Origin of the sequence: Sphingomonas faeni (assembly GCF_003053745.1) — a bacterium.
In the GTDB taxonomy this organism is placed as follows: Bacteria; Pseudomonadota; Alphaproteobacteria; order Sphingomonadales; family Sphingomonadaceae; genus Sphingomonas; species Sphingomonas faeni.
In genome coordinates this window covers 213,870-229,782 of sequence record NZ_QAYE01000002.1, presented here as the reverse complement: position 1 = coordinate 229,782, position 15,913 = coordinate 213,870, and the positions used below count along the sequence as shown (strand labels likewise).

Genomic DNA, 15,913 nt, shown 5'->3' with positions numbered 1-15,913 from the left:
ATCGTACAAATCCGTCGGTAATTCGCCCGACAATTGCAGCCCCCCGGTGCTGACTGTACGACGGGCGAACGCGCGTACCGACGAGGAACTCCATCACAATGAAACTCGCCGATTTGGCCGCACTCGCGGGCGTTTCAACTGCAACCGTATCGCGTGCGCTGGCGGGACATTCCTCCGTGAACGAGCAGACCCGCGAGCGGATACGCGTGCTGGCGCGCGAGCATGACGTGCGACCGAACCAACTGGCGCGCAACCTACGGATGAAGAGCACCGGTGCGATCGGACTGGTCCTGCCGCTGGGGCACGCAAAGACGCAGCATCTGACCGACCCGTTCTTCCTGTCGCTGCTCGGGTTCCTTGCCGACCTGCTGGTCGAGCGCGGGTATGACATCCTGCTGTCGCGGGTCATTCCGGATGCCGACGACTGGCTTGAACGGCTGGTCGACAGCGGCCGGATCGATGGGTTGCTACTGGTCGGCCAGTCGGACCAGTTCGCGGCGATCGAGCGGGTTTCGCAGCGCTATCGGCCGCTGATCGTGTGGGGCGCGAACCGTCCCGGCCAGCATCATTTGACGATCGGTTCGGACAATGTCGCGGGCGGGCGATTGGCAGCGGAGCATCTGATCGCGCAAGGCCGGGAGCGGCTGTTGTTCGTCGGCGACCCTGCCCCGCCCGAGTTTGCCGACCGGCTTGCAGGGTTCGCTGCGGCGGCTGACCAGGCCGGTGTTGCGTACACGGTCCTCGCTACGCCGATGAGTCCGGAGGCGGTTCATGCCGCGGTGGCGGCGCATCTCGCGCGCGGCATTTTTCCCGAGGCGATCTTCGCCGCATCGGACGTGGCGGCGATGAGCGTGCTGCGCGCACTGGCCGAGGCGGGGATCGACGTTCCCACCACGACCGCGGTCATCGGCTATGACGACGTCTCCTTGGCAGCGCACACGTCACCGTCGTTGACGACAATCCGCCAAGATCTTGCGATCGGGGCGGAATTGATGGTCGACCGCCTGTTGAAGCGGGTCGCCGGCGAGCAAGCCGAGTCCGCGATCGTTCCCCCTGCGCTGATAAAGAGACAGTCCGCCTGATTTCTGCAATCGATTGTGAAAGTTGTTGCAATCGATTGCAGCGACGGTAGGAGGCGGCCTTGGGCTTCTCAGAAAGCCGTCGCGCAGGGAGAGTCGCATGAAAGTACGTCACGCATTGCTGGCCGGCATCGCCGCCGCATCGTTCGCTACCGCAGGGGCCGCACAGACCGCACCGCAGGCTGATCAGGCTGCAGCGCCGGTCGATACCTCCGCCGCTCCCGCCACCGACGTCCCGCAGGACGACATCGTCGTGACCGCCGTCGCGCGCGGCACGAACAAGCTCAACACCTCGATCACCACCAGCTCGATCACGTCGGATGCGCTGGTCCAGCTCGCACCGCGCACCTCGGGTGAACTCCTCCGCAACCTCCCCGGCATCCGGGTCGAGGCATCGGGCGGCGACGGCAACGCCAACATCTCGGTCCGCGGCCTGCCGGTCGCATCGGGCGGCTCGAAGTTCCTCCAGTTGCAGGAAGACGGCCTGCCGATCCTCGAATTCGGCGACATCACGTTCGGCAATGCCGACATCTTCCTGCGCGCCGATTTCAACGTGCGTACGGTCGAGTCGGTCCGCGGCGGCTCGGCCTCGACCTTCGCATCGAACTCGCCCGGCGGCGTCATCAACTTCCTCTCGAAGACCGGCGAGCAGGAAGGCCGCGCGTTCCAGCTCAGCAGCGGGCTTGACTACCGTGAATTCCGCGTCGATTTCGACCAGGGCGGCAAGCTGTCCGACACGCTGACCTATCATTTCGGCGGCTTCTACCGGATCGGTGACGGCCAGCGCGAAGTGGGCTTCGACGGCGTCAAGGGCGGCCAGTTCAAGGCGAACATCACGAAGTCGTTCGGCGACGGCGGCTATGTCCGCCTGTACGGCAAGTATCTCGACGACCGCGCGATCGGCTATCTGCCCAACCCGGTACGGGTGACCGGCACCAACGGCGACCCGACCTACAGCAACATCACCAACTTCTCGATCAACAATGGCACGCTGCACAGTGCCGACATCCGCACCGCCCAGACGCTCGACGGCAACAACAATCTCGTCACGCGCTCGATCCGCGACGGCCAGCACCCCGTCGTATATTCGGCCGGTCTCGAAACGCAGATCCCGGTCGCGGACGGCTGGAACATCGTCGAACGCTTCCGCTATTCGGACATCTCGGGCGGCTTCACCTCGCCGTTCCCGTCCGCCGTCGGTTCGGCGCAGACCATCGCCAACGGCATCGGCGGCGCCGGGTCGCAGCTGTTCTACGCGAGCGGACCGCAGATCGGCCAGCGGATCGCCAACCCGGCGTCGCTCAACGGCAATGGGTTGCTCGCGAACGTCGTACTGTTCGACGTCGACCTGAAGAGCCTAAACAACATCACCAACGACATCCGCCTCAACGGTTCGGTGCCGGTGGGTACCGGAACGCTGGCGATCACCGGCGGCTTCTACGCCTCGCGTCAGGACATCAAGAGCGACTGGTTGTGGAACTCGTTCGTCCAGACCGTCGCCGATGACGGCCGCTCGCAGCTCGTCGACATCCGCACCGCAGCGGGCGTTCCAGTCACGCAGAACGGTACGCCGGGCTATTCGGCATTCGGCTTCGGCAATTGCTGCCGTCGGTCGTACGATCTCGACTACACGACCTACGCACCGTTCGCGCAGCTCGGTCTGGAGATCGGCCGCTTCAACATCGACGGCTCGCTGCGCTACGACTTCGGTCGGGCACGCGGCAGCGTCGCCGGCGCCGATCTGGGTGCGGGCTTTGGCAGCGGCATCACGACCTTCGACATCAACGGCAACGGCGTGATCTCGGCACCCGAGCGTCAGGTCGCGATCATCCCGACGCGTCGCTCGCCGCTCAACTACAACTACGACTATCTGTCCTACTCGGGCGGCGCGAACTATCGCCTGACCGACAGCACCGCGGTGTTCGCACGCTACAGCCGCGGCGGTCGCGCCAATGCCGATCGCCTGCTGTTCGGCCCCTCGATCAACACGACCACCGGCGGCCTGACCGACGAAGGCGCGGCGGTCGATTTCGTCCGCCAGCTCGAAGGTGGGTTCAAGTTCCGCCAGAACGGTCTCTCGCTCTACGCCACCGGCTTCTGGGCACGCACCGAGGAGCAGAATTTCGAGGCGACGACGCAGCGTTTCTTCAACCGCGAATATGAAGCGAAGGGCGTCGAGCTCGAGGGCCGGATCGCACGCGGGCCGTTCTCGCTGTCGGCAGGCGGCACCTACACCGATGCCGAGATCACCAAGGACGTGCTCAACCCCGCAGTCGAGGGCAACCGCCCACGTCGCCAGGCCAAGTTCATCTTCCAGGCGACCCCGCAGGTCGATGTCGGCCGGCTGACCGTCGGCGCGAACGTGATCGGCACGACGGACAGCTTCGCGCAGGACAACAACGTCCTCAAGATGCCCGGCTACACGCAGGTCAACGCGTTCGTGTCGGTCCGTCCGGCGGAGAACGTCACGCTGTCGGTCAACGGCAACAACCTGTTCGACGTGAAGGGCATCACCGAGGCCGAGGAAGGCGCGATCCCCACCAACGGCATCGTCCGCGCGCGATCGATCACCGGCCGGACGATCTCCGCCGCGGTCCGCGTCGGCTTCTGATCGGGCGGGTGAGCGTGACTACGACCTCCACCGAGCGCCGTATCGACGCGCTCGCCCCCCTCCTCAAACGCCAGCTCGAACGGCTGTACGGGACCGATCGGCTGGCGGCTCTCTGGCCGCGGATGGAAACGATCCTCCGCGACCGGGTGGCCGAGCGCCCGGCGGCGATGGTTGCGCTCGACGACGCGCGGCTGGGCGATCCCGACTGGTTCGTCGCGCCCGACATGCTCGGCTATTCGACCTATGTCGATCGGTTCGCCGGTACCGTCGACGGGCTGATCGACCGGGTCGACCACCTCGAATCGCTCGGCGTGCGCTATCTGCACCTGCTCGCGTTGCTGAAGGCACGCGAGGGCGACAGCGATGGCGGGTTTGCAGTCGCAGACTATCTCGCAATCGAGCCCCGGCTGGGGACGATGGCCGATGTCGAGCGCCTCGCCGCGCGGTCGCGCGATGGGCGGATCAGCCTGTGCGTCGATCTCGCGCTCAACCACACTGCGGACGATCATGCCTGGGCGAAGGCGGCACTGGCGGGCGATCCGCACTACCGCGCCTTTTATCATGTGCTGACCGCGGACGAGGCTCAGGCGTACGAGGCGGACCTCCCGCAGGTGTTTCCAACCACCGCACCGGGTAATTTCACCGAAGTGCCGGCGATGGGCGGACAGGTCTGGACGACCTTCTATCCGTTCCAATGGGACCTGAACTGGTCGAATCCCGAAGTCATGCTCGCGATCATCGACACGATGTTGCGGCTGGCGAACCACGGTTTCGAGGCGTTCCGGCTCGATTCGATCGCGTTCCTGTGGAAGCAGATCGGTACCGATTGCCGCAACCGTCCCGAGGCGCATTTCATCGTCCGCGCGCTTCGTGCCGCGCTCGATATCGTCGCGCCGGCAACGCTGCTGAAGGCCGAGGCAATCGTCCCGACCGCGCTCGTACCGCCGTATTTTGGCGCCGACGAAGGCGCAGACTGGGATGGCGGGTTCGAGCCCGAATGCCATCTCGTTTATAACAATTCGCTGATGGTAGCAGGCTGGGTCGCATTGGCCGAACAGTCCGCCACCCTCCCCCACGCGATCGTCGAGGCGAGCGGTGGCCTGCCGCGCGGCGCCAACTGGCTGAGCTACGCGCGGTGCCACGACGATATCGGCTGGGGCGCAGTGATCGGCGACCTGGCGGGGATCGACCCCGACCCGGTCGCGCGGCTGAAGACGGCGGCGCGCTTCCTCGAAGGCGGCGATCGCAGCTGGGCACGCGGCGCGCCGTTCCAGTCGGATGGCTCGGTGCTGCATGGCTCGAACGGGACGATGGCATCGCTAGCGGGCCTCGAAGCGGCGATGGACGACGACGCACACGAAATGGCGTTTCGGCGGATCGCACTGCTCAACGCGCTGTCGATCGCGAGTGGTGGCCTGGCGACGACCTATATGGGCGACGAGGCGGGGCTGCTCAACGACACGAGTTATCTCAGCGATCCCGAACGCGCGCACGAAGGCCGCTGGCTGCACCGGCCCGAGATGGACTGGACGGCGCTCGACGGCACGGTCGCGCGGCGGATCAGCGGGGATCTTGAGGCACTGCGGACGGCACGAGTTTCGAGCGGCGGCGCGGGTTCGCCGATCGCCATCGCGACGGGCCATGCCGCGCTACTCGGGATCGGCTGCGGCAGCGACCGTGTATTCCTGAACTTCTCCGACACGCCCGTCTCGATCGAAGGTTTGGCGGGCTGGCAGGATCGGTTGTCCGAACAGCCTTGCAGTATCATCCTCGCAATCGAACCCTGGGGCGTCGTCTGGGCGGGCCCGACGGCGTGACCCTGCGAGCTCTCAATCCTCCCCCGCTAGGGGGAGGTGTCTGGCCCTTGTCAGACGGAGGGGGAGGCATGCGAAACGCAGGTTCCGTGTCCTCCCCCTCCGTCGCCTTCGGCGCCAACTCCCCCTGGCGGGGGAGGATCGATAGGTCCGGGCCTAGCCATCTCGTACAAGGCGCACGACAATGAACCTCGGCCTCATGACCAAGCCCCGCCTCTCGCTGATGCGGCTGATCGAGATGAACCTCGGGTTCCTCGGGCTGCAATTCTCGTTCGGTCTGCAACAGGCCAACATGGCGCCGATCTACGGCTATCTCGGTGCTGACGAGGCGAGCCTGCCGTTGCTGTGGCTCGCCGGGCCGATGACCGGACTGCTGATCCAGCCGCTGATCGGCGCGATGAGCGACCGGACCTCGACCCGGATCGGCCGCCGCACCCCCTATTTCCTGGTCGGCGCGGTGCTGTGCAGCCTGTGCCTTCTGGCGATGCCGTACAGCCCGGCGCTGTGGGTGGCGGCGAGCCTGTTGTGGGTGCTAGACGCCGCCAACAACGTGACGATGGAGCCGTACCGCGCTTATGTCGGCGACCGCCTGCCCGACGACCAGCGCGCCGCCGGCTTCCTGACGCAATCCGCGTTCACCGGCCTCGCTCAGACCTTGTCCTATCTGTTGCCGTCGCTGCTGGTGTGGATCGGCTTCAACAAGGACGCCGTGGATGGCAACGGCATCCCCGACATCACGCGGATCGCGTTCCTGATCGGCGCGGTGCTGTCGTTGGCGACGATCGTCTGGTCGGTCGTTCGCGTGCCCGAACTGCCCTTGCCTGAAGAAGAGAAAATGCGCCTCGCAAAGGAGCCGCTGACGCTCGGCGGCACGCTCCGCGATCTCAGGACTGCGCTCGTCGAGATGCCCAAGCCGATGCGGCAGCTCGCGCTCGCGATGCTGTGCCAATGGTACGCGATGTTCGCCTATTGGCAGTTCATCACCTTCGCGGTCGCGCGCTCACTGCACGGCACGTCAGATGCCAAGAGCGAAGCGTTCCGCGATACGGTCCTCACCGTCGGCCAGCTCGGCGCGTTCTACAACGCCGTCGCGTTCGTCGCGGCGATCGCGCTGGTGCCGCTCGCCCGCCGCTGGGGCGCCAAAAGCGCGCACGCCGCGTGCCTGCTCGCGTCGGGCGTGGCCATGCTGGCGATCCCGGGCTTGCGCACCGAACCTGCGCTGTTCGTCGCGATGCTGGGCATCGGCATCGGCTGGGCCAGCATGATGGGCAATCCGTACATCATGCTGATCGACATGATCCCGCCCGAGCGCAATGGCGTCTACATGGGCATCTTCAACATGTTCATCGTCATCCCGATGATCATCGAGAGCCTGACCGTACCATTGTTCTACCACTCGCTGATGGGCGGCGAACCGCGCAACATCCTGTATCTAGGCGGCGCACTGATGGTGCTCGGTGCGGTGGCCACGACGCGCGTAACCATGCGCGCATCGGTGACGCCCTCTGAAACCTCCGCCTAGGCCAGAGACCGAGGAGGGCAGGATCCGGCCAGCGACATGCTTTGCCGTTTGGCAAAAACCGTGCCGCCTACACTTCACGGTAAGCCGGAAACTAAACCTTGGTCACCGCATCTGCATGAAGAGAGCGAGCGCGTTGCGGGCGCTATCCGCAAAATAGTCGTAAATCGCGCGTGAGACTTCGGCGATAACCGGCTGACGGTCGCGCCCCCCTCGCGCGAACACCACGATCGCGACGCGGCGGCCGTCCGGCATGGTGATGAACCCGACGTCATTGGTGATACCGTCGAGCGTACCGGTCTTGTCCTCCACCCTGGTACCCGCGGGAAGCAGGGCGCGGATACGGCGCGTGCCCGTCTGGCAGCGGCTCATCAATTCGAGCAGAAATTGACGGCTCTGTGCCGCCAAAACGGTGCCGTTGTCGAGCTTGTTCAACAACGTGACCATAGCGATTGGCGTGGCGACATCCTTGCTGTCGGCAAGGTGGCCACGCTCCCTCAGCAACTGGGCAATGGTCCGGTCCATTCGGATGCCGGTAATCCTGTGCGACGACAGCCACTGCTGGATCGCGACGGGGCCCCCGAGAGCGGCAAGCAACTGGTCGGTCGCCTGGTTGTCGCTATGGACGATCATCAATTCCATGACCTTCGCGGCGGGACGACCGACGATCATATCGCCGAGGGTGCGGCGACCTTGATCGACATCCGCAAGGTAGGCGGCGGCAATCGCGATCTTTACCGTGCTCGCCATCGGAAACGGCGTGTCCCCCCTGACGGATGCGGTCGAGCCATCGCGAAGGTCCAGGGCTGCGATGCCGTAGTCACCGGAGCGTTCCGCGACCAGCAAACTCAACACGCGTTCGAGCCCGGTAGGCGCAATCGAGTCTGCGGTCGCCGGCGTCGCTACGAGGATGCTAGCGGCGATGCTCGAGAAAAACAGGCAGGAAAGCCGAGGTGCGCGCATCAGTCGTCCTTGAATGTCGTCCGTCGTTGAAGTGGTGATGCTAGACTAAAAAACCTGAACACATCATGTTGCATGCCGCTGAGGAACGAACAACGGCGAATGGCATGCGACGGGTAGCGAAGCCAGCCATGTCCGGTATCTTGCTCTTCCGCCCGTCGCGTTTGACATGGCAGCGGTCGCGGCAACCAGGTCCAGGCGGTAGATGAAGCCATCGCCCGTGCGCACGCGCCGAGGTAAAAAGATTCAAAAGTTACCGGTCCCGGAGAAAACGATGCCGGCTGGGCGCACCTCAAAGACGCGCGAAAAGATCGCCGATGGACGCGACGAAATGCGTGCTCATTGCTGCAATCGCCGCTTTCGGGTCACGGTCGGCGATCGCGCGCGCTAGGTTATGATGGTGCGCCAGCACGGCGGTACGCTGCCGCGCGGTGGTTCGCGTTGCCCAGGCGGCAGGCACCGCGTGGACCATCATGGGTGCGAACGAGCGGATGATCTGCAGGAACAGCATGTTGCGCCCCGCCTGTGCGATCGCCTGGTGGAACGCGATGTCGTGGCGGGTCAGTGCGTCGACGTCGGTACCCGCCGCTTCCATCGCCTCGGCCAAGCCAACGATCGTCCGCGCCTCGTCGTCGGTGCGTTCGATCGCGGCGAGTTCGGCGGTGCGCAGTTCCAACGTGCGGCGCACGTCCCAGATCTGCACCATCGAGATCTGCGCCGTCGCCACCGCATGATCGAGCGACGTCGCCATCACCGATCCGTCGATCGCAGCGACCCGCGCGCGCCTGCCATTGCCCACGTCGATCAGCCGCAGCGCCGCCAGCGCGCCGAATGCCTCTCGCAGCACCGGGCGGCTGACGCCCAGTTCGGTCGCGAAATGACCTTCGGACGGCAGCGTATCGCCGACCTTCATGTCGTTCGTGCGGATGTGCGTGCGGACCGCGTGGACCGCCTGGTCGACGAGCGAGCCGCCCTCGACCAGTCGCAGGCTCGCCGCGCTCATGCCGCGAGCCGCGGTGCGCGCAGCGAGGAAGGTGTCGTGCCGAACTGCCGCGAGAAGGCGCGCGTGAAGCTGGCGTTGTTGAGATAGCCGCACTGATATCCGATCGACGATACCGGCAGGTCGGTCGCGATCAGCAGCTGACGCGCCGCCCCGAGCCGCCGGTCGAGCAGCGCGTCGGCGACCGTGCACGCAAACATGTCGCGGAAGCCGCGCGTGAGCTTCGCACGGTTCAGACCGCAAGCACGCGCGATCGAATCGAGCGTCATCTTCTCGCCCCAGCGCTCGTCGATCATTTGCTTCGCCGCGACGATCCGCTGGCTGTCGCGGGCGGACAATTGCCCGGCGCCCGCAAGGGGGACAAGGTCGTCCTCGACGATCCGCTGGAACGTACTGGACAGGAGCTCGATGCACTTTGCCGAACGATGCGTGCTGCGCCAGGGTTCGGGCAGCGTGCAATCGAGGATCGCGGCGACCATCATCCGCAACTCGCTCGGCAAATGGCACGCGATGTTCGCGTCGGGTGCGTAATCGAAGACCCGCAGGCAGGCGCCACGTTCGACCGCAAGGACGAGGATCGCGCGCTCCTCCGAAGGAACCGTGCCGGTGGTGACGGTGACGTGCGCGGGCGCGTCCTCGCCAAGCGTGAAGCAGAGGACCACCGCGTCCGGGGAAACAGCCGCCGGGTCGACCAAGCCCTCGCCGATGAAGGCCGCCATCTCGGGCGACACCGTGATCCGTTCCTTCTGCATGCTACCCTCGCCCAACACCGATCTCCTGTTCCCGATTGCCGGGATTGAGTCGATCATGCAGCTATCGGATAGCTCGCGCAAGAGCTATCTTACAGGTCAGGCCGTTGCCGATACCGGTGCGCGCCGCATTGCCATCGTGAAGGCGATGACGGAGATCGCGCTGGTCACCACGCCGACAATCGCGAGACCCTGCGCGAGATGCGCCTCGCCGCCCAGCATGCCGCTTGCCGCCGCGACCAGCGTCGGTGCGAGACCGTAGCCGATCAGTCCGGCGATCGCGATGAACGCGCCGATGCACAACCCGCGCAGTTCATTGGGGATCAGAACGGTCAATGCCACCGAGGTCACGACGCCCGTCACGGCGCCGCACGTCACGAGCAGGCCGACCGCGACCCCGAACAGCGGGACCGAAGGCATGATCGGGAACAGCGCGGCAGGCACGCCGACCGCAGCAGCAACGATCGCACCGATCAGCAGGCCGCCACGCCGCCCGCTCTTCTGTCCCCGGTCGGCGGACAGGCCACCGACGATCGCACCAACTACGCCCGAGCCAAAGAGCAGCGTGCCCATCCAGCCGGCGAACTGGTCGGGCTGCAGGTGGAAATTGCGCGACAGGACCGGCGAGACCCAGATCCCGGCGGCGGCATCGGCCATCACCACGCTGATCTGTCCGATGAACAACGGGATCAGGAAAACGCGACGCGCCCATAGCTCACCGGCTACGACCTTAAACGGCGCATGCGTGCCCGCCGCAACCTCTTGGCGCGCCGGCTCGCGCAACAGGAACAGCGGCAGGATGGCAAACACGCTGATGACGGCAAGGCCCAGATGGACGCTGCGCCACGGCATCATGCCTGCGAACCATGCCGGCGCGCCGCCATGCGCGAAAAGGCCGAACAGCGCGCCTGACAAGCCCAGGGCGAGCGCAATACCGAGCGACTTGCCGAGGTTGACGACCAGCATCGCCCTGCCACGCTGCGTCGGGACGCAGAAGTCGGCGCACAGCGACAGCGCCGCGGTCAGCGCACCGGTCGTGCCGATCCCGGTCAGCATGCGCGCGACGAACAGCAGCGGCACGCCCTGCGCGAAGCCGGTGAGCACGGTGCCCAGCGTCCACACGAGCGCGAGCCCGATCATCATCCGCACGCGGTTGTAGCGATCGACCAAGATACCGATCGGGATCGAGAACACCGCGAGCGGCAGTGCCGCCGACAGTCCCTGGATGAGGCTCAGCGTATAGTCGCTAAGGTGGAGTTCGGCCTTCGCGCCCTCCTGCACCGTCCCGAACGAGCCCATCATCGTGAAGCCGACCGCCATCGCCAGCGCGAGCGCGAGCAACGGCAACAGCGTCCTTGCGAACGGCGGTGAGGTTGCCTCGATCGGTCGGGCGAAATCGGTCATGGGAGATCCTTATGCAAGCGCACGGCGCAGTGCCTCGTGGCTGTCGCGGCGCGCCTGTTGCGAGACCGGACCGTCGGCGAAGACATCGAAGGCGTGATAGCCGCCGGGATAGACGTGAAGCTCGACCGGCACGCCCGCGCGGATCAGCCGCGTCGCGTAGTCGATGTCCTCGTCGACGAAGAGATCGAGCGCACCGGTCGCGATATAGGCACGCGGCAGGTTGCCAAGGTCGGTCGCGCGGGCGGGAGCCGCGTAGGGCGACACGTCGTCGCCACCAGGCGCGTGACCGAGCAACGAACTCCAGCCGAAGCGATTGCTCTGCGCGGTCCAGATGAACTCGCCGGCGTACGGATGCGGCGCGGCGGTGCACGTACGATCATCCAGCATCGGGTAGATCAGGTGCTGGAACGCGAGCGCATACTCCCCACGGTCGCGCACCATCAGCGCCAGCGCTGCGGCATACCCGCCGCCCGCGCTCTGCCCCATCACACCAAGCCGGGTCGGATCGATCCCGAGCATATCGGCATTAGCGATCGTCCAGGCGAGCCCGGCATAACAATCTTCGATCGGGCCGGGGAAATTCGTCTCGGGCGCGAGGCGATACTCGACCGACACCATCATACATTGCAGGTCCGCGATCAGCGGGCGGACCAACGGATCATATTCGCTGACCTTGCCCATCACATAGCCGCCGCCGTGGATGTGATAGATACAGGGCAGGACGCCAGTGACGCCCACCGGGCGGAAGGCGTGCAAATCGATATCGGGCGCTCCGGCAGGCCCTGGAACCGTATGGATCTCCAGCGTCGCCAGCGACTCGTCGGCCGGGGGAAACATCGAGGGCCGGTCGCGCATCGCCGGCAGGATGTCGTCCGTGAGCGATATCCGCGGCATGATTTCCAGCAGCGGGCGGAGCGTAGGGTCGACGAGGTGCAGGCTGTCCATATCAAATCCTTCTTCCCCCTCCCTGGAAGGGAGGGGTCGGGGGTGGGTCGGCTCGGGGCGCACTCTAGCGCCTGCCAATAAGCCGACCCACCCCCAGCCCCTCCCTTCCAGGGAGGGGAGCAGTTTCAGAACGCGAAGATCTTGCCCGGATTGAACAGATTGTGTGGGTCCAGTGCACGCTTCAACGTCCGCATCAGATCGACCGCATCGCCCAGTTCCGCGACCAGCCAATCCTGCTTGCCGATGCCGATGCCGTGCTCGCCGGTGCAGGTGCCGTCCATCGCCAGCGCACGCTCGACCATCCTTGCGTTGATCGCCGACACCTCGGCCAGTTCCGCCTCGGACTCCGGATCGATCGAGAAGACGACGTGGAAATTGCCGTCGCCGACATGGCCGAGAATGGTCGCCGGAACCGACGAGGCCTGGAGGTCGGCCTTGGTCTCGCCGATGCACTCTGCCAACCGGCTGATCGGCACGCACACGTCGGTCGCCCAGCCGACCGCGCCGGGACGCAGGTTGACCGCCGCGTAATACGCCTCGTGCCGTGCCTTCCACAGTTTCGAGCGTTCCTCGGGCAGGTTCGACCAGCGGAAATCGCCGCCGCCGTTTGCCGCCGCGAGTTCGCGGACCGTCTCGGCCTGTTCGTCGACATAGCGCGGCGAGCCGTGGAATTCGAAGAACAGCGTCGTCAGTTCGGGATAGTCGAGCTTCGACCAGGCGTTGACCGCCTTCATCTGCATGTCGTCGAGGATCTCGACGCGGGCGAGCGGCACGCCGATCTGGATCGCCTGCACCACCGTGTCGACTGCGCCGTTCAGCGTGTCGAAGCTGCACACCGCGGACGAGATCGCCTCGGGAATGCCGTGCAGCCGCAGCGTCACCTCGGTGATGATGCCGAGCGTCCCCTCGGAACCGACGAATAGCCGGGTCAGGTCATACCCCGCCGCCGACTTCCGCGCGCGGCGGCTGGTGCGGATCTCGCGGCCGTCGGGCGTCACCACGCGCAGGCTCAGCACCGCCTCGCGCATCGTGCCGTACCGCACCGCGTTGGTCCCGCTCGCCCGCGTCGCCGCCATCCCGCCGATCGTCGCGTTGGCGCCGGGATCGATCGGGAAGAACAGCCCCAGGTCGCGGATATGCTCGTTCAGCTGCTCGCGGCGGACGCCGGCCTGCACGGTGCAGTCGAAGTCCTCGGCGTTGACCGTGACGATCTGTGTCATCTCGGACAGGTCGACAGAGATGCCACCGTGCACTGCCAGCGTGTTGCCTTCGATCGAGGTACCAGCGCCGAACGCCACGATCGGCACCTTGGCGGCGGTGCACAGCTTGACGAGATCGACCACTTCCTCGGTCGATCGCGCGAAGACGACCGCGTCGGGCAGCATCGGTGCGAAATGCGCCTCGCTGCTGCCGTGGTGAAGCCGCATCGCGTCGCTCATCTGGAGCGCATCGCCGAACCGCTGCTTGAGCGCCGCGACGAACGCCGGGTCGAGCGGCGCGCGTTCTATCGGGTCGAAATGCATGGTCATCCTAGAACCGGAAGCTGGCGCGAACGCCGTAGCGGCGGCGGTCGCCCTGGATCGCGAGGTTCGCCGCCAGCGGTGCGAGCCCGGCCCGTACCAGCGCCGATTTGTCGATATAGCTTTCGATGAACTTGGTGTTGAACAGGTTCGTGCCGAACGCCGTGATGGTCAGGCCACTCGAGAAACGGAAGCCGAGCGAGGCGTTGGTGATCGCATAGGCCGACAGTTTCGGCGCGACATTGGGGTCGAGCGAGGAGCCGATGCGGCTGCCCTTCCCGAAGATCCCGGCATCGAGCAGCACCGCATTCTCGCCGACCGGCACGGTGTAGGTCGTGTTGAAGTTGAAGTTGTAATCGGGCGTGAAGATGATCCGGTCGCTCGATACGTGGACGCCGGTGGTCGCGAAATACTGGCTGTCGTCGGTGATGCGGGCATGGAGATAGGATGCGCCGGCATCGATCCGCCACTGGTTCGTCACGCGCAGATGCGCCTCCACTTCGGCGCCGTAGCTTTCGACCGTACCGGTATTCAGGTTGATCGCGACGAACCCGCCGGTCTCACTCGGTGCCAGCGAGTTCTGGCCGATGAAGTCCTTATAGTCGTTGTAGAACACGTCCGCGTTGATCGTCAGGCGACGGTCGAACGCATCGAACTTCGTACCGAGTTCGTAGGTCCAGACATTGTCGCCCTTGTACGTCGCGTCCTGCGGCCGCGTGCCAGGTCCGTTCTGGCCGCCCCCCCGAATACCCTTGGCGACCGATGCGTAGCTCATCACCGCCGGCGTCCAGTGCTGCGTCAGCGTGACGCGTGGCTGGAACTGGTCCTTCTTGTAGTCGGGCGCCGAATAGGGCGTCGTGCCGTTGACCTGGCTCGCGACCAGCTTCTGGTGATCGTAGCGGCCACCAACCGCGAGATCGAGCGTGCCCATCTTGAGGAACGCGGTCGCGAAGATCGCGCGGGTGTCGTTGCGGACGTAGGTCGACGACGGCGTAGTCGATGCCGGCGCCGGGAAGGTCGGCCCCAGCAGCGCGCGGAAATCGATCGTCGTCAGCTGATCGCTCGTCTGCGTGTAGCGGTTGCCGTACAGCCCGATCAACGTCGAGAAGGCATCGCTCCACTGCGTATCGAAGCGCAGTTCGGCGGTCTTCGTCTTGAGCGTCGACGTACCGCTCGCGCGCAACAGGTCGACAACGCTGTAGTCGCCATCACCGGTCGTGGAGAGATCCTTCTGGTTGTAGGCCCCGATCGCGGTGATCTTGGTTTTCAGCGAAGCGACGTCGAACTCGCCCTTCACGTTCGCGCCGTAATAATCGATCACCGCGCGGTTCAGGACGTTGGTCGCGCCGTCGAGGCGGTAATCGGTCGGCCCGGCGACGTGGATGTACGACGTGCTGCCGCCCGCGGCCTGGTCGTAGTTGCCGTTGACGGTGAACACCGCCCAGTCGGCGGGCGTGAAGCGGAGCGTGCCGCCGATGCTCTGCTGCTTCAGCGGGTTCATGTCGCCGACCGTCAGCGTGTTGCGCATGAAGCCGTCCTGCTCGTGATAGGACGCGCCGATCCGGAACTGCAGCAAATCGCGCACGATCGGCCCGCTGACCGAGCCCGAGACCGACGCGTAATTGTCCGTGCCGGCGACCGCGGCGTCGAACCGCCCTTCCCATTCGTTACCAGGCTGGCGTGTTATGACGTTGATCGCGCCACCTAGCGTGTTGTTGCCGAACAGCGTCCCCTGCGGCCCGCGCAGCACTTCGATCCGCGCAACGTCGACGATCGGCGAGTTGAGGTAGGACGTGTTCGGCTGATAGACGCCGTCGATGAAGATACCGACGCCGGGCTGTACGGTGTCGATCAGCGTCGTACCGATGCCGCGGATCGACACGAACGCGCGACCGACGCTGTCCGAATTGATGTTGAGACCCGGCGTGTAGGACGCAATGTCCTTCACCGTGTTGACCTGAAGCTCCTTCAGCCGATCGCCGGTGATCGCGGTCACTGCGATCGGCACATCCTTCAGCGACTCCTGGCGCTGGCGGGCGGTGACGACGATGTCATCGGAGCTGACGGGCGTTGCGGTCTTGGCCGTATCGGCAGCGCCCTGCGTCGCCGATACGGCAGCGTCCTGAGCGAAGGCTGGCACGGTGGTGAAGGCGGCGGCGGCGCATCCGGCGGCGAGCAATGTCTTAAAGCGCATTGGATCCTCATCCCTGTAGAGCGCCGATCCATTGCCGGCTACTTCTACAGTCAGAGCTATCCGATAGCTTACCTGTATGAAAGGTCTCGTGCTATGCCGTCCGGCTCGCGGGCTTCGC

Annotated in this window: 11 protein-coding genes; 4 read left to right on the top strand and 7 right to left on the bottom strand. The window is 65.5% G+C overall.

Annotation, left to right across the window (positions count from 1 at the left end; all coding sequences use genetic code 11):
- Window positions 1-98: 98 nt before the first annotated feature.
- The 4 genes from C8J25_RS05775 (at window position 99) to C8J25_RS05760 (ending at window position 7,026) form a co-directional block, all read left to right on the top strand.
- On the top strand, window positions 99-1,082 hold the full coding sequence (locus tag C8J25_RS05775) for a LacI family DNA-binding transcriptional regulator (RefSeq protein ID WP_107953080.1): 984 nt from the start codon (window positions 99-101) through the stop codon (window positions 1,080-1,082).
- A 97-nt stretch (window positions 1,083-1,179) separates the two neighbouring features.
- Window positions 1,180-3,690, top strand: a complete 2,511-nt coding sequence (locus C8J25_RS05770) for a TonB-dependent receptor domain-containing protein (RefSeq protein WP_107953077.1) — start codon at window positions 1,180-1,182, stop codon at window positions 3,688-3,690.
- 14 nt (window positions 3,691-3,704) lie between these two features.
- Window positions 3,705-5,507 (top strand): alpha-amylase family glycosyl hydrolase, encoded by a 1,803-nt coding sequence (locus tag C8J25_RS05765; RefSeq protein ID WP_146173301.1) that lies wholly within the window; start codon window positions 3,705-3,707, stop codon window positions 5,505-5,507.
- A 181-nt stretch (window positions 5,508-5,688) separates the two neighbouring features.
- Window positions 5,689-7,026, top strand: a complete 1,338-nt coding sequence (locus C8J25_RS05760) for an MFS transporter (protein WP_107953073.1) — start codon at window positions 5,689-5,691, stop codon at window positions 7,024-7,026.
- Between the two features lie 102 nt (window positions 7,027-7,128).
- Here C8J25_RS05760 and C8J25_RS05755 read toward each other — a convergent pair whose 3' ends face one another.
- The 7 genes from C8J25_RS05755 to C8J25_RS05725 form a co-directional block, all read right to left on the bottom strand.
- Complete coding sequence (locus C8J25_RS05755) at window positions 7,129-7,986, bottom strand: serine hydrolase (RefSeq protein ID WP_107953071.1); 858 nt, start codon at window positions 7,984-7,986, stop codon at window positions 7,129-7,131.
- A gap of 289 nt (window positions 7,987-8,275) precedes the next feature.
- The gene (locus tag C8J25_RS05750; protein WP_107953068.1) at window positions 8,276-8,986 is read right to left on the bottom strand and encodes a FadR/GntR family transcriptional regulator; all 711 of its coding nucleotides are present in this window, start codon (window positions 8,984-8,986) and stop codon (window positions 8,276-8,278) included.
- Entirely contained in the window at window positions 8,983-9,792 is an 810-nt protein-coding gene (locus C8J25_RS05745) for a helix-turn-helix transcriptional regulator (RefSeq protein ID WP_244186814.1), read from the bottom strand. Before C8J25_RS05745 ends, C8J25_RS05750 begins: the two co-directional genes overlap by 4 nt.
- A gap of 39 nt (window positions 9,793-9,831) precedes the next feature.
- Window positions 9,832-11,136 (bottom strand): MFS transporter, encoded by a 1,305-nt coding sequence (locus C8J25_RS05740; protein WP_244186812.1) that lies wholly within the window; start codon window positions 11,134-11,136, stop codon window positions 9,832-9,834.
- A 9-nt stretch (window positions 11,137-11,145) separates the two neighbouring features.
- Entirely contained in the window at window positions 11,146-12,081 is a 936-nt protein-coding gene (locus tag C8J25_RS05735; RefSeq protein ID WP_107953064.1) for an alpha/beta hydrolase, read from the bottom strand.
- 125 nt (window positions 12,082-12,206) lie between these two features.
- Window positions 12,207-13,610, bottom strand: coding sequence for an FAD-binding oxidoreductase (locus tag C8J25_RS05730; protein ID WP_107953061.1), 1,404 nt, complete (start codon window positions 13,608-13,610; stop codon window positions 12,207-12,209).
- Window position 13,611: 1 nt separating this feature from the next.
- Window positions 13,612-15,795 carry a TonB-dependent receptor gene (locus C8J25_RS05725; RefSeq protein WP_107953059.1) on the bottom strand — a complete coding sequence of 728 codons (2,184 nt, stop codon included), beginning with the start codon at window positions 15,793-15,795 and terminating at the stop codon, window positions 13,612-13,614.
- Window positions 15,796-15,913: the final 118 nt, after the last annotated feature.